This window comes from Streptomyces sp. NPDC014889, from assembly GCF_043081205.1.
In the GTDB taxonomy this organism is placed as follows: domain Bacteria; phylum Actinomycetota; class Actinomycetes; order Streptomycetales; family Streptomycetaceae; genus Streptomyces.
Map to the genome: position 1 here is coordinate 1 of NZ_JBIBWH010000002.1, position 17,113 is coordinate 17,113.

A 17,113-nucleotide genomic window follows, 5' to 3' on the forward strand; every position below is an offset into this window, starting at 1 on the left:
GTTGAGTTCTCAAGGAACGGACGCTTCCTTCGTACTCACCCTCTCGGGCTTTCCTCCGGGCGCTTCCCTTCGGTGTTTCCGACTCTATCAGATCTTTTTCCGATCCGATTTCCTCGGTGCTTTCCAGGTTCCCGCTCTCGCGTTTCCCTTTCCGGCGGTTCCGACTCTATCAGATCCTTTTCTCGACCTGACCCCCAGTCAGCGGGGTTTGTCTTCCCGGCTGTTGGGCCGTTCCGACGTCTCAAACCTTAGCGGATTCCCTCGACGTTTCCCAATCGGGCCCTGCGGGCGCCGGATCAAGATCGACGAGTCCCATTCGAAATTGAATTCGGGCACGCCGAAAACAATCCCGGACGGGAGATCGTGCTGGTGGTTTGGGTGCCGCATGTGCGGCGGAGGTGTCTTCGCGGAACCCTTACGGCTCCGCGGCAACCCGGAGAACATTACGGATCCGGCAGGCGACTGTCAAGCGTCCTGGCCGGGCGTTCTCCCAGAGGTTCTCAGTCGAGGTCGCTGAGCCGTCCGCCGGCGTCCGGCTGGGCGTGCTCCACGCGGCGGAGGATCCTGGTCAGGACCTCGCCGAGGGCCGTGCGCTCGGCCGGGGACAGGTCCTGGAGGAGGTCGCCCTCGAAGACCGTGGCCAGCCGCATGACCTCCAGCCACTTCTCGCGGCCCTCGGACGTCAGCTCCACGATGACCCGGACGCGGTTGGCCTCGTCGCGCTCCCGGGTGACCAGGCCCTCGGTCACCATCCGGTCGATGCGGTGGGTCATCGCGGCGGGGGTGAGGCCAAGGCGCTTGGCGAGGTCGCTCGGGCCCAGACGGTACGGGGCGCCGGAGAGGACGAGGGCCTTCAGCACCTCCCAGTCGGCGTTGCTTATGCCGAGCGCCGCGGTCTGCCGGCCGTAGGCCACGTTCATCCGGCGGTTGAGCCGGGACAGCGCGGAGACGATCTGCTCGACCTGGGGGTCGAGGTCCTGGAACTCGCGCTGGTAGGCGGCGATCTGCTCTTCGAGCGCAGGCTCGGTGCCGATGCCGTCGATGCCGCCGGGGGTGTCGCCCATGTCCGCAGTATGGCACGTGACTGCTTGGCGTTGAAGTCCTTCCAGGTGTACTGTTTAGCTTCGAAGTTTAGCTTCGAAGTCTTCAGTTCTAACTACTGACCACTTCAAGCAACCTTCTGTCCACTACTTGCTACCTGCTCAAGAGAGGGTGAACGTGACCAGGGCGATGGGCGCAGCGATGCGCCGGATCCATGTGGGCAACGCACTCAGCGCGTTCGGGCTCGGCTTCACCGTCCCCTACCTGTACGTCTATGTGGCGCAGGTGCGGGGTCTGGGAGCCATGACGGCGGGGATCGTCCTCGCCGTCTTCGCCGTGGCCGCGCTGATCGTGCTGCCGTTCGCCGGCCGGGCGATCGTGCGGCGCGGCCCGCTGCCGGTCCTGCTCGCCGCCCTGGTCACGGCCGCGCTCGGCGCGCTGAGCCTGGGACTGGCGGGCGGAGCCGGAGCCGTGCTGCTGTCGGCGGCCGCGCTCGGCGCGGGTCAGGCCGTGATGCAGCCGGCGCTGGCGACGATGATCGTGGACTGCTCGACGGCGGAGACGCGGTCGCGGGCATTCGCGATGCAGTTCTTCCTCCAGAACCTCGGGCTGGGCGTGGGTGGCCTGATCGGGGGCCACCTCGTCGACACCACCCGGGTCTCCTCCTTCACGTTGCTGTTCGGCATCGAGGCGGCGGTGTTCCTGCTGCTGGTCGCGCTGATGGCGACGGTGCGGATGCCGCACTCGCCGCGGATCGCCGACGACCCGGCGGGGGCCGGAAAGGCGGCGGGGACCGGCTGGCGGCAGCTCGTCGGGAACCGCGCGATGGTGCAGCTCTGCGTGCTGGGCTTCGTGCTGTTCTTCGCCTGCTACGGACAGTTCGAGTCGGGTCTGAGCGCGTACGGCGTGGAGGCCGCCGGCATCGACACGTCGACGCTGGGGACGGCACTGGCCGCGAACACGCTGCTGATCGTGGTGGCGCAGTTCGCCGTGCTGAAGTTCGTGGAGCGCCGGCGGCGGTCGCGGGTGATCGCGGCCGTGGGGCTGATCTGGGCCGTGGCGTGGGCCGCGGCGGCGTACGCGGGGCTCGGGCACGGCAGCCGGGCGATGGCCACGGCCGCGTTCGTCTCGACGTACGCCCTGTTCGGGCTCGGTGAGGCGATGCTGTCGCCGACGGTCGCGCCGCTGGTGGCGGATCTCGCTCCGGAGGGGATGGCCGGGCAGTACAACTCGGCTTTCGCCCTGGTGAAGCAGCTCGCGCTGGCGCTCGGCCCGGCGGCGGGCGGCCCGCTGGCGGCCTCGCTGCCGGGGCCGTACGTGGTGACGTTCCTGGGGTTCTCGCTCCTGATCACCGTCCTGGCGTTGCGGCTGGGCCGTGGGCTCAGCGCGGTGCAGGACCATCCGTTTGCCGCGCGGAGCCGCGTCGTCGCCCGGGGCGGGGTGCCCGCGGAGCCGGTGGGCGCCGAGGCGTGAGCCCGCTCCCGTCCGCCGGGGCACGGATCCCCGCGCCCCGGCGGACGGTCCCTCTCAGCGCGGGCCCCGCCGGTCCGCCGCCCCCGGCAGGGTGAACTCGCACCACACCGCCTTGCCGCCGCCCGGGGTTCTGCGCGCACCCCAGTTGGTGGCGATGGTGGCGATGATGGCGATGCCGCGGCCCGACTCGTCGCCCGGGTCGGCGCGGCGTCGCCTGGGAAGGTGGTCGTCGCCGTCGGTGACTTCGACGATGAGGCGGCGGTCGGTGCGCCGGAGCCGCAGCCGCATGGGCGGGGTGCCGTGCTGGAGGGAGTTGGCGACCAGTTCGCTGGCGGCGAGGACGCCGAGGTCGTGCAGATCGGGCGGGAAGCGCCAGCTCGCGAGGACCCCCGAGGCGAACGCACGCGCGCGTGGTGCCGCTTCCACTCCGCCGAGCAGCTCCAGTGCGGCGTTGCGGAAGAGTTCGCCGTCCGGGCCGGTGCGGGCGGGGTGCTGGAGTACGAGGACGGCCACGTCGTCGTCGTGGTCGGCCTGCACACCGGCCGAGCGGACCAGCCGGTCGCAGACCACCTGGGGGGAGCCGGTGGCGCCGGCCAGCGCGCGTTCCAGCGCGGCGATCCCCTCGTCGAGGTCCTCGTCGCGGCGTTCCACCAGTCCGTCGGTGTAGAGGACCGCCGTGGAGCCGGGGCCCAGCGGGACCGAGCCGGAGGCGTGCACCCAGCCGCCCGTGCCGAGCGGCGGGCCGGTGGGTTCGTCGGCGCGCAGCACGGTGCCGTTCTCGTCGCGGACCAGGATCGGCAGGTGCCCGGCGGAGGCGTACACCAGGCGGCCCTCGTTGGGGTCGTGGACGGCGTAGACGCAGGTGGCGATCTGGTTGGCGTCGATGTCCGCGGCGAGGCCGTCCAGGAGCTGCAGGATCTCGTGCGGGGGCAGGTCCATGCGGGCGTAGGCGCGGACGGCGGTGCGCAGTTGGCCCATGACGGCGGCCGCGCGCACCCCTCTGCCCATCACGTCGCCGATGACCAGTGCCGTGCGGCCGCCGCCGAGGGTGATGACGTCGTACCAGTCGCCGCCGACCGCGGCCTCCGTGCCGCCCGGCTGGTAGGTGGCGGCGATGCGCAGGTCGTCGGGCTGCTCCAGCACCTGGGGCAGGAGCGAGCGCTGGAGGGTGACGGCGGTCTCGCGCTGCCGGCGCTCGCTGGCGCGCAGGCGTTCGGCGGCGTCGGCGTGGTCCGTGACGTCGGTGGCGAAGACGAGAACCCCGCGGCCGTCGCGTGCGTCGTTCTTCGGTTCGGCGACCGGGGTGCACGTGAACGTGTAGGAGCGGCCGTCGGGTGCCTTGCGGGACTTCAGGGTGCGGGGCCTGCCGCTGCGCAGCACCTGGTCCAGGAGCGGGAGCAGGCCCAGCTCATGCAGTTCGGGCAGGGCCTCGCGGGCGGGTCCGCCGAGCGGGCGTACGCCGAAGGCCGCCGTGTAGGCGTCGTTGACGTAGGCGATGCGGTGGTCGGGGCCGTGGACGAGGGCGACGAGGGCCGGGACGCGGTCGAGGACCTCACGTGCGGGAAGTTCGTCGACGGCGGGCACCGGCGCCGTCTCGTCGGTCAGTTGTTCGGCGCGGGCCGCGGGTACGGTGCCGTCCGGCCGCCGGTCCGTGACGGTTGCGAGATCGAGCCGCGCCGCCGCGCGGCGCTGCGTTCCGGTGATGCCGGGGAGCCGGGCGCTCCAGCGCGTGAAGTTCACGAATCCTTGCCTCGTGTCGTCGTCTCAGGCCGGCTCCGGGCCCGGGCCGGGGGTCAGGGGCCGCGCGGCGGTGACCGCACATTCTTACCGTCCCGGGGATGCGGGACGGCGGGAACGCGTCATCCGTGCCGGGCGGGTGGCTGCCCGTCCTCGGTCGCGGGCCGGTTGGGCGGTGTGGCCGACCGCGCCGGCATCCGTGGGACGCCGGGGCGTGCGGCGGAGTTCCCCGGTCCGGTCAGGACGACCCTTTCGGGTTGATGTTCGGGTCGAGAGGATGCTTTCCACCGGCAGCGAGTTCGAACTCCGCCCGGGGGTGTTCGAGTGAACCCAGGGAGACGATCTCCCGTTTGAAGAGTCCCGCCAGCATCCATTCGGCGAGCACCCGGGTCTTGCGGTTGACCGTGGGCACCCGGCTCAGGTGGTAGGCGCGGTGCATGAACCAGGCCGGGTAGCCCTTCAGTTTGCGCCCGTAGACCTGCGCGACGCCCTTGTGCAGTCCCAGCGAGGCGACCGAGCCGGCGTATTTGTGCGCGTATGTCTCCAGGGGTTCGCCGCGCAGGAAGTGGCTGATGTTGTCGCCCAGGACCCTGGCCTGGCGGACCGCGTGCTGGGCGTTGGGAGCGGTCAGGCTGCCCGGCTCGCCGGTGGTGACGTCGGGGACGGCGGCGGCGTCGCCCGCGGCCCAGGCGTGCTCGACGCCCTCGACCGTCAGCCGGGCGGTGCACTTCAGGCGCCCGCGCTCGTTCAGCGGCAGGTCGCTGGCGGCGAGGATCGGGTGCGGTTTGACGCCCGCGGTCCACACGACCGTACGGGTCGGGAAGCGCTGCCCGTCACTGAGGACGGCGACCCGGTCGGCGCACGATTCCAGGCGGGTGCGCAGGAGGACCTGGATGTTGCGGCGGCGCAGTTCGGTGACCGTGTAGCGGCCCATCTCCTCGCCGACCTCGGGCAGGATGCGGTCCGAGGCCTCGACGAGGATCCACTTCATGTCCTCGGGCTTGACGTTGTGGTAGTAGCGGGCGGCGTAGCGGGCCATGTCCTCCAGTTCGCCGAGCGCCTCCACGCCCGCGTACCCGCCGCCGACGAAGACGAAGGTGAGGGCGGCGTCACGGATCGCGGGGTCGCGGGTGGAGGAGGCGATGTCCATCTGCTCGATGACGTGGTTGCGCAGCCCGATGGCCTCTTCGACGGTCTTGAAGCCGATGCCGTAGTCGAGCAGCCCGGGGATGGGCAGGGTGCGCGAGACGGAACCCGGGGCGAGGACGAGTTCGTCGTACGCCAGCTTCTCGGTGCCCCCGGTCTCCTCCGTGGCGAGGGTGGTGAGGGTCGCGGTGCGGTGCGCGTGGTCGATGGAGGTGGCCTCGCCGACGATGATGCGGCACCGGTCGAGCACGCGGCGCAGCGGGACGACGACGTGCCGCGGGGAGATCGCGCCGGCCGCGGCCTCGGGCAGGAAGGGCTGATACGTCATATAGGGATCGGGCGTGACCACCGTGATCTCCGCCTCGCCCCGGCTGAGCTCCTGTTTCATCCGCCGCTGCAGGCGCAGGGCCGTGTACATCCCGACGTAGCCGCCGCCGACAACGAGAATGCGCGCACGTTCCTTCACCATCCCATGACGCACCCGACTCTCTCGTTTGTCCACAGCCCCGGCGAATTGTGTGACCGTCGGCCGGAGCGGCGCGTGGTTGGCCGAATTATCGGTGTGCGAGGAAAGCACGCAGGTCAGTAGGTGTGCGCCGGGGGTCGGAAGGGGGCGCAATACGGACGTATACGGCTCGTACTCCGATCGGGGGGCGCTCCGTGCGGAACCTGCCCCTTCTGAATTGACTGCCTCTCAACTATGTTCGTGTGTCGACGGGGTGTGGGGGATGCGCTCCGAGCGAGCCCGCCGAGCACCATCCGGTCTCGGGGGCGGGCCCGATCGTGCGTGATCCCGTTCCGCGCGCTCCGGAATCAGGGACGGGGAGAGTCTCCGGGGGGAGACGTCATTACCGGGGGATCACTTATGCACATTCAGGGCACTCATTGGTCCACCGCGTCCGCCGCGGCGCCCGGTGGCGGGGCGATGGGCAACGCGCGCGGGGACGAGCCCCGGACGGGCCGGACGGCGCCGCTGCGCGTGGACGCACAGCGCAACCTCGAACATGTGCTGCGGGCGGCCCGCGAGGTCTTCGGCGAGCTGGGGTACGGCGCGCCGATGGAGGACGTGGCTCGGCGCGCGCGGGTCGGCGTCGGCACGGTGTACCGGCGCTTCCCGAGCAAGGACGTCCTGGTTCGGCGGATAGCCGAGGAGGAGACCTCGCGGCTGGCCGACCAGGCGCGGGCCGCGCTCGGCCAGGAGGACGAGCCGTGGTCGGCGCTCTCCCGCTTCCTGCGGACGTCGGTGGCGTCCGGTGCCGGGCGGCTGCTGCCGCCGCAGGTGCTGCGGGTCTCGGTCGCCGAGGACCGTGCCGACCCCCGGGTGCCGCAGCAGCGCGTCCAGCCGGGCTCCGGGGAGCTCAGGCTCGTGCCCGACGGGGCGGGGTCCGCGTCCGGCGCGGCGGGGGACGACGCGGGGGCGGCGGCGCTGCTGGAGGTCGTGGGCCGGCTCGTGGAGCGGGCGCGCGCGGCGGGCGAACTGCGGCCGGACGTGTCGGTGTCGGACGTGCTGCTGGTCATCGCGACGGCGGCGCCCGCGCTGCCGGACGCGGCGCAGCAGGCCGCCGCCTCGGCCCGGCTGCTGGAGATCCTGCTGGAGGGGCTGCGCTCGCGGCCCGCGTGAGCGGTGTCCCCCGTGTGAGCCAGGCCCGGCGGACGTTCCCGTACGGGTGAGGACGGTGCCGGGACGCGACGGATCCCCACGGACGAGTGGAGGATCCCCGCGGCCGGGGCCCGGTGGCGGCCGCTGTGGCAGTCTGACCCGGTGATCGGGACGGTCCGGCCGACAACGGGGGCGTTTGCGCGATGAGCGTTGACGGGCGTGGCGACGGCGTCGGTGACGGCGGTTCGCGGACGGACGGACCGGACGGGCCGGACGCCCCGCAGGTGCCGGCCCAGGGCGGACCGACGTCCGGGACTCCGCGCGGCACCGGGCGGGCCAAGGGCGGGATCCCGGCGCAGGGGGGTCCCGCGGGGCCGGGGGGTTCTCCGGCGCAGGGCTCACGGGCGCAGGGCGGCGTACCGGCGCAGCGCGAGCGGTTCGAGGAGGGCGACGCGTCGTCCGTGGCGGGACCGGTGTCCTCGGCGGACCTGCCGCCGTCCGACGCCGAGCTGATCGGCCGGGTGCGGGCAGGCGACGACAGCGCGTACGAGGAGCTGTACCGGCGGCACGCCGACGCCGTGCGCCGGTACGCGCGCACGTGCTGCCGGGACGCCCACACCGCCGACGACCTGACCGCCGAGGTGTTCGTCCGGGTGCTCCAGGCGGTGCGCGGCGGCTCCGGCCCCGAGCACGCCGTACGCGCCTATCTGCTCACCACCGTCCGGCGGGTCGCCGCGCAGTGGACCAGGACCGCCCGGCGCGAGCAACTCGTCGACGACTTCGCGGTGTTCGCCGTCCAGGCCGCGCGGGGCACGGAGTTGTCGGACGAAGCCGCCGGGTCCTTCGGAGCGGGCCTGGACCTCGGCGCCGATGTGCGCGCGATGCACGAGGCGGAGCAGTCGATGGCCATGCGGGCCTTCCGCTCGCTGCCCGAGCGGTGGCAGGCCGTGCTGTGGCACACGGAGGTCGAGGACGAGTCGCCGAGCGCGGTCGCCACGCTCTTCGGGCTGGACGCCAACGGCACCCGGGTGCTGGCCAGCCGGGCCCGGGAGGGGCTGCGGCAGGCCTACCTCCAGGCCCACGTCAGTGCCTCCCTCACCGCCGACGAGGAGTGTGCCAGGTACGCCGACCAGCTCGGCGGCTACGCCCGCGGCAAGCTGCGCACCCGTGCCGAGCGCGGGCTGCGCAAGCACATGGAGGAGTGCGCCGGATGCCGGCTGGCGGCGACCCAGATCGCCGAGGTCGCCGGCGGCATCCCGGCCGTGGTCCCGGTCGCCGTCATCGGCTGGTTCGGCGCCGCCGGATACGCCAAGGCGCTCGGCATCGTCGCCGGCGGCGCGGGCGCGGCGGGAGCGGCGGGAGCGGCGAGTGCCGCGGCCGGGGGTTCCTCCGGTGGCGGGGGCGCGGTGGCCTCGGAGGGGCTGGGCGCGTCGGTGAAGGCGGGGATCGCGGCCGGTGTGGTCGCCGCCGCCGCGGTCGCGCTCGCGCTGGCCGGCCAGGAGACCCCGGTCGGCAAGCCGGAGGCGCGGCCCGCCGCGTCCGCCCCGGTCGCCGAGGCCCCGCAGCCGCCGGAACCGACGACTCCCTCCCCGCCCGCGCCCGCCCCGACGCCCGAGCCGCCGAGACCGGCACCGACGCCGAGCGCCAAGAAGCCTCCGGCGCTTCCCGCCGCGGCAACGCCGCTCCCCTCGGCCGCCCCCACACCGGCGCCCAAGCCGTCACCGACGCCCGCGCCCACACCCACGCCCACACCCACCCCGACGATGGAGCCCGCACCCACTCCTGCTCCCACTCCGCCTCCCGCCCCCACGCCGGCTCCCCCTCCCGCGCCCGCGGTCTTCCCGTGGAACGAGCTGAAGTACGACGTCACCGGAGACGGCACCCGCCCCGAGATACGGATCGGCGCGAGCAGTTGGGTGTGGCAGCGCCGCGGCCTGTCGGTCGCCGGCCGGCGGTACGCGCACGGGGTGACCGTGCACGGCAGGTCGTCCGTCACCCTCGACCTCAACCTCGAGTGCTCCGCCTACGACGCCGTGGTCGGTGTCGACGACCTGACGGCCGGGCTCGGCCGGGTCTCCTTCTCGGTGTACGCCGACGGCGTCCGCCTGTGGAACTCGGGGACGATCGCGGGCGGTGACCCGGCCGTCGCCGTCCATGTGAGCCTCGCCGGCCACCGGACCGTACGTCTGGTCGTCGAGCCGCGCAGCACCTACGACACCGTGGCCCTCGCGGACTGGGCCGAGTCCCGGTTCACCTGCCGGTAGGGCTCGGCCGGCCGCCGGAGGCCAGCGCGCCCCGCTGCGGCGCGATGCCCGCCGGCACGGCGCGGGCACGCGCGGGCGTGCCGGTCCAGCAGGTGCCGCGGCGGGACAGCAGGCGCCGCAGCCACAACTCGAGGGACACCAGTTCCGCCAGGCCGTCCAGCGGCAGCGGTTCGCCCTGCGACGCCGCGCGCAGGGCCTTGCGCACCACCCGGGCCTCCACCAGGCCGGCCTCGGCGAGCAGGGGGGTGGCGAACAGGTCCACCAGGTCGTTGACGGCGACGCGCAGCCCGGTGTGGGACGCCGCCGTGGCCGAGGCGTGCGAGGGAGTGCCCCAGCCCGGTGGCAGGTCGCCCACTCCGGCGCCCTGGAGGACCGTGCGCAGGATCGCCGCGCGGGCGCCCGGCTGCACCCGCAGGGCCTCGGGCAGGGCCCGGCAGGCGCGGACGACCTGGTTGTCGAGGAAGGGCGTGTGCAGCCGCTGGGAGCGGACCTCGGCCGCCTGCTCCAGTACCCGCAGGTCCGCCGCGTGCCGGGCGAGGGCGGCACGCGCGCGGTAGTCGCCCGGCCGCTGCCCGGGCCCCACTCCCGAACGGTGGGTGGCGCCTTGCAGGCGAACCGATACTTCAGCCAGTGCCTCTCCGGTCAGCCACCGGGCCGCGGGCCCGGGTCTGGCCCAGGTGAGTGCGGCCAGGGAGGCGCCGACAGTGCCCGCGGGCTCCTCGAAGCGGCGGTGCAGCAGCCGTTCGGCGAGCAGGTCGAGCCCCGCGCGGTAGGGCGTCCGCGCCAGCCGCCGCGCCGCGCCGTACACGCGCGCGGGGACCATGACCGATCCGTCGGCCTTGGCGAGCGCGGCGACGGGCTTGACCAGATGGCGGCGCTTGCGGTCCATCAGCAGGTCGGCCAGGCGCGCGGGGTGGGCGTCCAGGACCTGCCGGGCGCCGTGGCCGGTGAAGTGGTCCGCGCTGCCCGCCGCGAGCCGGGCGCGGTGCCGCGCCGCCGCGACGAGGGACGGGCCGGGTTCGTCGGTGAGGGGCCCGTCCAGTTCGGCGTAGGGCAGTACGTCCTCGCCGCCGGTCACCACCACGTGGTGCAGGCGCGGGTTGGCCGCGAGCGTCCCGGCCCGTTCCAGCTCGGCCTCGCGCCCGGTGGCCGTCAGGTCGTTGAAGGTCACCGCGAGCAGGCGCTCACCGGCTCCCGTGCCGTGGCCCAGGAGGGTGCCCGGACGGCCCGGCAGCCCGGCGGCCAGCAGCGCGAGCGTGCCCGAGGCCGGTCCGCCGGACAGGTCGGCCCCGATGCCCGGCACCGGCATCCCGCGGGCCGCGCGGCGCTCGGCGGGGCCCATGCCGGGCACCGGGCCGGGGTCGATGTCGGGTACGTGCCGGGGCGCCGACAGACGGGCGCGGACGGCTTCCACCAGCGCGTCGCGCACCGCGTCGACGGCGCTGTCCGGGTCGGCCGGCGGCGCGGCCACCGCGAGCGAGGCGACCGGCTCGTAGCCCGCGACCTCGCGCGCCCCCGCACGCAGGATCAGCGTGTGTCCCGGCGGAACCCGCCGTACGCCCTCGTAGGGCGTGGAGTCGTCCAGCGCGGCCGGTACGTCGGGGGCGGCCAGCAGGGCGGCCAGGTGCCCGAAGTCGAGGTTGGCCTCGACGAGGTCGGCCAGCGGCAGCGCGGCCGTCGCGTACGCCGTGCCGCCGGCCCACGGGGTGTGGAACACCGGGCGGGCTCCGGCGAGGTCGCCGCAGACGGTGACGCGGCGGCCCACCTGTACGACGGCGGTGTAGCTTCCCGGCCAGGCCGTCAGATGCCTGAGCGCGCCCCCGCGCGCGGCGAACAGGCCGAGCCGCAGCTGTTCGTCGGAGGCCCCGCAGATGCCGAGCACCGCGATCCGGGTCCGGGCGTCGGCCTGCACCACGCGGATCTCGTCCGGGCGCCAGTCGCCGACCGCCCACAGCGGGTCGGGGTCGCCCCACAGGAGCTGGGAGCCCACCGGCTGCAGGGTCTGGCCGTCGTGGCCGGCGGCGCCGGCGGAGCCGAGCCCCGTGTCGCCCGCGGCGGTGCTGCTCCAACCCACCAACCACCGCATCGAAGCCTCCACCGCCTGTGGGCAACCAGTGCACCGCAACGAACCGGGTCACCATGCTGCCACGAAGGAGGCGCGCCGGAGGGGAGGCGGAGCCGCCTTCGATGCGGTGTGCGCGCCCCCGGGCGCCTGCCCCGCAGGTGGCGAACCCCCGTACCGCACAAGGCCGCTGCGACTCGAATGCGCCCCCTGATGCGCTCCCCGCAACACCCTTCACGCCCTCAAGTGCCGTGGTAGGGACGGGAATTCGACGGCGGGCCGCAGGGGCGATTTTCGGCCAATTCCACGCCATGGGGACACGTGTGCGCACGCTCCGTACTCGCTCTGCGCATCACGCAGACAACACGCAGTCCGGGAGGCGGAGTTCGCCCCCCGGACCGTTCCGCCACCCGCGGGGATGAAGGCGGCGGTGTCCCCCAGCCCACTGGATCCAGTACAGCGGGCCGACCCACGCAGGACCATGGAACCGCTCCCCCGGTGGCCGGAGAAGAGCGCACGCACGGGCGCACGGCCACACGACAGGTGCACGCCGCAACCCTGCGTGCAGGGCCCGCACTTGCGTGCGGGCCACAATCCCGCCATCCGGAAGAATGCCCCTTAACGCTTGGGATGCGGCGAACTACGCTGGGTTTACGAATGCCGCGTGGTTATGCCAGCGCGGCAGCCGTCTGTGTCGAGGGGTGGCGCATGTCCAGGGAGCAACGCGGGCCGAACGAAAAGCTCGGCGCCGTTCTCGCCCTCGCGGGAATCAGCAACGCAGGCCTCGCGCGGCGCGTCAACGACCTCGGCGCACAGCGCGGGTTGACGCTTCGCTACGACAAGACCTCGGTGGCGCGCTGGGTTTCGAAGGGGATGGTGCCGCAGGGTGCGGCGCCGCACCTCATCGCGGCCGCCATCGGGCAGAAGCTCGGCCGTCCGGTGCCGCTCCACGAGATCGGCCTGGCCGACGCGGATCCCGCACCCGAGGTGGGCCTCGCCTTTCCCAGGGACGTGGGCCAGGCGGTGAAGTCGGCGACGGAGCTGTACCGGCTCGACCTCGCCGGCCGCCGGGCAGGCTCCGGCGGCATCTGGCAGTCGCTCGCGGGATCGTTCGCAGTGAGCGCATACGCAACGCCCGCCTCGCGCTGGCTGATAACCCCGGCCGACAGCTCGGTGGCACGCGCGACGGGCCCTGCGGAGGCCTCCGGCGCACCGGTCAAAGTCGGCCACAGCGATGTGCGGAAGCTGCGGGAGGCCGCCGAGGACGCCAGACGCTGGGACTCCAAGTACGGAGGCGGCGACTGGCGTTCGTCGATGGTGCCGGAGTGCTTACGCGTGGAGGCTGCGCCCCTGCTGCTCGCCGCGTACTCCGACGAGGTCGGCAGGGCGCTGTTCGGCGCCTCGGCCGAACTGACCCGGCTCGCGGGCTGGATGGCCTTCGACACCGGCCAGCAGGAGGCCGCCCAGCGCTACTACATCCAGGCGCTGCGCCTGGCCCGTGCCGCCGCCGACGTGCCCCTCGGGGGCTACGTCCTGGCCTCCATGTCCCTCCAGGCGACCTACCGCGGCTTCGGCGACGAGGGCGTCGACCTGGCGCAGGCAGCCCTGGAGCGCAACCGGGGCCTGGCCACCGCCCGCACCATGAGCTTCTTCCGGCTCGTCGAGGCACGCGCCCACGCGCGCGCGGGCGACGCCCAGGCGGCCGGCGCCGCACTGAAGGCGGCCGAGGGCTGGCTCGAGCGGTCCCGCGACGGGGACAACGACCCGTCCTGGCTCGGCTTCTACGGCTACGACCGGTTCGCCGCCGACGCCGCCGAGTGCTACCGGGACCTGAAGGCGCCCCGCCAGGTCCGCCGCTTCACCGAGCAGGCCCTGTCGAAGCCGACGGAGGAGTTCGTCCGCTCGCACGGCCTCAGGCTGGTCGTCTCGGCCGTCGCCGAACTGGAGTCCGGCAACCTGGACGCGGCCTGCGAGCAGGGTGTGCGGGCCGTGGAGGTCGCCGGGCGGATCTCCTCCGCGCGCACCACGGAGTACGTCAAGGACCTCCTGCACCGGCTGGAGCCGTACAGCGACGAGCCACGCGTGGTCGAGCTGCGCGAACGGGCCCGCCCGCTGCTGATGACCCCGGCCTGAGACGACCCCGGCCTGATCCGGACGAAAGACCCCGACCCCGCCCGGCCGGACACCCCGGCCGCGCGGTCCCCCCGCTTCGACGGCATTGTCAGTGGCGCAGTGCACTATCGAGGCGGGAGGTGGAGCAGGTGCGGCCGGACATCGCTTACGACTGCGACGTGCTGGTGATCGGAGGTGGCATCGTCGGCCTGTCGACGGCGTACGCGATCACCCGCGCCGCGCCGGGCACCCGCGTGACCGTGCTGGAGAAGGAGCAGGGCCCGGCCCGGCACCAGACGGGACGCAACAGCGGGGTGATCCACAGCGGGATCTACTACCGGCCGGGCTCACTGAAGGCGCGGTACGCGGCCGGCGGTGCCGCCGAGATGGTCAAGTTCTGCGCGGAGTACGGCATCGCGCACGAGGTGACCGGCAAGCTGATCGTGGCGACCGGACGGGAGGAGCTGCCCCGGCTGCACGCGCTGGTGCAGCGCGGCCGGGAGAACGGCATTCCGGTGCGCGAACTGGGCCCCGCACAGATCGAGGAGTACGAGCCCGAGGTCCGCGGACTGGCCGCGATCCACGTGGGCACGACGGGGATCTGCGACTTCACGCAGGTGGCGCGGCAACTGGCGCGGGCCTCCGGCGCGCGGATCCGGTACGGAGCCCGGGTGGTGCGGGTGGACCGCCGGCCGGACCTCGGGGTGGCCGTCCTGACCGCGCGCGGTGAGATCGTCCGCGCCCGCGCGCTGGTCAACTGCGCGGGGCTGTACTGCGACGAGGTGGCACGGATGACCGGGGACGACCCCGGCATGCGGATCGTGCCGTTCCGCGGGGAGTACTACGAGCTGGCGCGGCCGGAGCTGGTGCGGGGGCTGGTGTACCCGGTGCCCGATCCGGCGTTCCCGTTCCTCGGGGTGCATCTCACCCGCGGGGTCGACGGCGGTGTGCACATCGGACCCAACGCGGTGCCGGCGCTGGCCCGCGAGGGCTACGGATGGGGGACCGTGCGGCCGCGGGAGCTGGCGGGGACGCTGGGCTGGCCCGGCTCGTGGCGGATCGCCCGCCGCCACTGGCGGTACGGGGCCGGGGAGCTGCGGCGGTCGGTGTCGAAGGCCGCCTTCACCCGGGCGGTGCGCCGGCTGGTGCCCGCGGTGCGGGAGGACGACCTGGTGCCGGCCGAGGCCGGGGTGCGGGCGCAGGCCGTCCTGCGCGACGGCACGCTGGTGGACGACTTCCTGATCAGGGAGGGCACCCGCGCGGTGCACGTGCTCAACGCGCCCAGTCCCGCGGCGACCGCCTCGCTGCCGATCGGGCGCGAGGTGGCGAGGCGGGCCCTGGCCGTGCTGGCGTCGGCATGAAGGGCGCGCCGGGCCCCGTCGGCCTTGGGGGCCGCTCCGTGCCGGGCCCCCGTAAAATCGTTCCCACTGTGACTGACTCGCTGAACACCCCCCAGGCTCCCGCCCCCGGTGAGCTGCCCCGGCACGCGCCCGGCGCGTCCCTGCGGCACACCCGGGCCAAGGGGGAGCCGCGTTTCCCCGACGGGCCCAAGGCCGATCCGGCCGGCTCGCACTTCGAGCGGCGGATCCGCAGCTTCCAGCCGCGCCGGAGCCGGGTGACCGCGGGCCAGGCGGACGCGTTGCAGCGGCTGTGGTCCACCTGGGGCCTGGACATCGACGGGCAGCGGGTGGTCGACCTCGCCGAGCTGTTCGGTAACTCCCGCCCGGTCGTGCTGGAGATCGGCTTCGGGATGGGCGAGGCCACCGCCCGGATGGCGGCCGAGGACCCGGACACCAACATCCTCGCCGTCGACGTGCACACCCCGGGCCAGGGCAACCTGCTGAGCCTCGCCGACCGGCACGGCCTCGGCAACGTCCGCGTCGGCAACGGCGACGCCATCATCCTGCTGCGCGAGATGCTCACCCCCGACAGCCTCGAAGGGCTGCGCGTCTACTTCCCCGACCCCTGGCCGAAGAAGCGGCACCACAAGCGGCGGCTGATCCAGCCGGAGTTCCTGACGCTGGCCGCCACCCGGCTCAGGCCCGGGGCGATCGTGCACTGCGCGACGGACTGGGAGCCGTACGCCGAGCAGATGCTCGACGTGCTGACGGCCCACCCGGACTTCGAGAACACCCGACCCGACGGCGGTTACGCGCCACGTCCCGGCTTCCGGCCGCTGACCCGTTTCGAGGGCCAGGGACTGGAGAAGGGTCATGTGGTGAACGATCTGCTGTTCCGCCGCGTGCCCCGGCCGGAAGACCAGCAGCCGCAGTGACCTCGTGAGGGCCGATGCCGTGGCCACCTGCCCCCCGTACCCGACACCTCCCGGCGCTCCCGGCACTCCCGGCGGCACGTCCCGGCACGCGCACTGGTGGCAGCGGCGATGGGTCAGGTACGGCGCCCTCGTCACCCTGCTCGCCCTCTCCGGCCTCGTCATCCTCGCCCTGGTGCGCCGGCAGACCGGCACCGAGGGCTTCCTCGTCGGGCTCGGGCTCGCGGTGCTGCCGGTACCGCTGCTGACGGCCGCCTTCCGCTGGCTGGACCGGGTGGAGCCGGGCCCCTGGCGGAACCTGGTGTTCGCGTTCGCCTGGGGCGCCTGCGCGGCGGCCCTGATCGCGATCGTCGCGAACAGTTTCGCCACGCACTGGATCGCCACGGCGACCGCCGACCCCGACGGCGCCGACACCCTGGGCGCGACGGTGATAGCGCCGGTCGTGGAGGAGTCCGCGAAGGCCGCCGCCGTGCTGCTGGTCTTCCTCTTCCGCAGACGCGACTTCACCGGCATCGTCGACGGGGTCGTCATCGCGGGCGTGACCGCGACCGGCTTCGCGTTCACCGAGAACATCCTCTACCTCGGCAACGCCTTCGGCACCGACCAGCTCACCGGCGACCGGGGCATCGCCTCCGTCACCGCGGCGACCTTCTTCGTCCGCGTCATCATGTCGCCGTTCGCGCACCCGTTGTTCACCGTGCTCACCGGCATCGGGTTCGGCATCGCCGCCGCGATGTCCGGGAACCGCCGCCGCCGGCTGCGCCTGCTGCCGCCGCCGGCCGGGCTGCTGCTCGCGATGGGCATGCACGCCCTGTGGAACGGTTCGGCGACCTTCGGCGAGTACGGCTTCTTCGCGGTCTACGCCGCCATCATGGTGCCCGCGTTCGCGCTGCTGACCTGGCTGGTCGTCTGGACCCGGCAGCGCGAGCTGAGGACCGTGCGCGAGGAGCTGCCCGCGTACACGGCCGCCGGATGGCTCACCCCGGCCGAACCGTTCGCCCTGGCCTCCATGCGGGCGCGCAGACTGGCGCGCGACCACGCCCGGCGCCACCTCGGCAGGCAGGCGGCGCGCACAGTCGCCCAGTACGAGGCGTACGCGACCTCGCTGGCGTTCCTGCGGCACCGCGGGCGCCGGGGCAGGGCCGGGGCCGACTTCGCCGTACGGGAACGGGAACTGCTGCACGAGCTGTGGCGCAGGCGGGAGGTGGCACAGCCCGCACTGGACCACGCGGCCAGGATGACGACGCCGCCGGCCGCGCCGCCCTGGCCGGGATACGGGGTCCACGGGGTGCACCCGCGGCCGCTGGGGTACGGGCCGTACAGCCCGGCGACGCCGTATCCCCACGGTCCGGCGGCGCCGTATCCGTCGTACAACCCGTACCGGACCCCGTCGTAGGACCCGGGCC

At 73.8% G+C, this 17,113-nt stretch carries 11 protein-coding genes; 7 read left to right on the forward strand and 4 right to left on the reverse strand.

The window, feature by feature from the left end:
* Positions 1–500: 500 nt before the first annotated feature.
* Positions 501–1,064, reverse strand: a complete 564-nt coding sequence (locus ACF09J_RS03070) for a MarR family winged helix-turn-helix transcriptional regulator (protein ID WP_392303646.1) — start codon at positions 1,062–1,064, stop codon at positions 501–503.
* A 178-nt stretch (positions 1,065–1,242) separates the two neighbouring features.
* Between ACF09J_RS03070 and ACF09J_RS03075 the strand changes: the two genes are divergently transcribed.
* Positions 1,243–2,514: an MFS transporter gene (locus tag ACF09J_RS03075; protein ID WP_392304156.1), complete on the forward strand. Its 1,272-nt coding sequence runs from the start codon at positions 1,243–1,245 to the stop codon at positions 2,512–2,514.
* A 54-nt stretch (positions 2,515–2,568) separates the two neighbouring features.
* Here ACF09J_RS03075 and ACF09J_RS03080 read toward each other — a convergent pair whose 3' ends face one another.
* Positions 2,569–4,254 carry a SpoIIE family protein phosphatase gene (locus tag ACF09J_RS03080; RefSeq protein WP_392303647.1) on the reverse strand — a complete coding sequence of 562 codons (1,686 nt, stop codon included), beginning with the start codon at positions 4,252–4,254 and terminating at the stop codon, positions 2,569–2,571.
* Positions 4,255–4,489: 235 nt separating this feature from the next.
* Complete coding sequence (locus ACF09J_RS03085) at positions 4,490–5,866, reverse strand: NAD(P)/FAD-dependent oxidoreductase (RefSeq protein WP_392303648.1); 1,377 nt, start codon at positions 5,864–5,866, stop codon at positions 4,490–4,492.
* A 396-nt stretch (positions 5,867–6,262) separates the two neighbouring features.
* Between ACF09J_RS03085 and ACF09J_RS03090 the strand changes: the two genes are divergently transcribed.
* The gene (locus ACF09J_RS03090; protein WP_392303649.1) at positions 6,263–7,018 is read left to right on the forward strand and encodes a TetR/AcrR family transcriptional regulator; all 756 of its coding nucleotides are present in this window, start codon (positions 6,263–6,265) and stop codon (positions 7,016–7,018) included.
* Positions 7,019–7,200: 182 nt separating this feature from the next.
* Entirely contained in the window at positions 7,201–9,261 is a 2,061-nt protein-coding gene (locus ACF09J_RS03095) for a sigma-70 family RNA polymerase sigma factor (RefSeq protein ID WP_392303650.1), read from the forward strand.
* Here the strand turns inward: ACF09J_RS03095 and ACF09J_RS03100 are convergent.
* Positions 9,248–11,347, reverse strand: a complete 2,100-nt coding sequence (locus tag ACF09J_RS03100) for an asparagine synthase-related protein (RefSeq protein ID WP_392303651.1) — start codon at positions 11,345–11,347, stop codon at positions 9,248–9,250. The two genes, ACF09J_RS03095 and ACF09J_RS03100, sit on opposite strands and share 14 nt — an antisense overlap.
* A 684-nt stretch (positions 11,348–12,031) precedes the next feature.
* Between ACF09J_RS03100 and ACF09J_RS03105 the strand changes: the two genes are divergently transcribed.
* From ACF09J_RS03105 to ACF09J_RS03120, 4 genes are all read left to right on the forward strand, one after another.
* Entirely contained in the window at positions 12,032–13,456 is a 1,425-nt protein-coding gene (locus ACF09J_RS03105) for an MFS transporter (protein WP_392303652.1), read from the forward strand.
* A 119-nt stretch (positions 13,457–13,575) separates the two neighbouring features.
* On the forward strand, positions 13,576–14,796 hold the full coding sequence (lhgO, locus tag ACF09J_RS03110; RefSeq protein WP_392303653.1) for an L-2-hydroxyglutarate oxidase: 1,221 nt from the start codon (positions 13,576–13,578) through the stop codon (positions 14,794–14,796).
* Positions 14,797–14,864: 68 nt separating this feature from the next.
* Complete coding sequence (gene trmB, locus ACF09J_RS03115) at positions 14,865–15,710, forward strand: tRNA (guanosine(46)-N7)-methyltransferase TrmB (protein WP_392303654.1); 846 nt, start codon at positions 14,865–14,867, stop codon at positions 15,708–15,710.
* 19 nt (positions 15,711–15,729) lie between these two features.
* Complete coding sequence (locus tag ACF09J_RS03120) at positions 15,730–17,103, forward strand: PrsW family intramembrane metalloprotease (protein ID WP_392303655.1); 1,374 nt, start codon at positions 15,730–15,732, stop codon at positions 17,101–17,103.
* Positions 17,104–17,113: the final 10 nt, after the last annotated feature.

Coding starts and splice junctions, on each gene's coding strand:
- ACF09J_RS03075 (WP_392304156.1), top strand. CDS start 1,243: ATGCGCCGGATCCATGTGGGCAACGCACTCAGCGCGTTCGGGCTCGGC.
- ACF09J_RS03090 (WP_392303649.1), top strand. CDS start 6,263: ATGCACATTCAGGGCACTCATTGGTCCACCGCGTCCGCCGCGGCGCCC.
- ACF09J_RS03070 (WP_392303646.1), bottom strand. CDS start 1,064: ATGGGCGACACCCCCGGCGGCATCGACGGCATCGGCACCGAGCCTGCG.
- ACF09J_RS03095 (WP_392303650.1), top strand. CDS start 7,201: ATGAGCGTTGACGGGCGTGGCGACGGCGTCGGTGACGGCGGTTCGCGG.
- ACF09J_RS03105 (WP_392303652.1), top strand. CDS start 12,032: ATGTCCAGGGAGCAACGCGGGCCGAACGAAAAGCTCGGCGCCGTTCTC.
- ACF09J_RS03085 (WP_392303648.1), bottom strand. CDS start 5,866: ATGGTGAAGGAACGTGCGCGCATTCTCGTTGTCGGCGGCGGCTACGTC.
- ACF09J_RS03100 (WP_392303651.1), bottom strand. CDS start 11,347: ATGCGGTGGTTGGTGGGTTGGAGCAGCACCGCCGCGGGCGACACGGGG.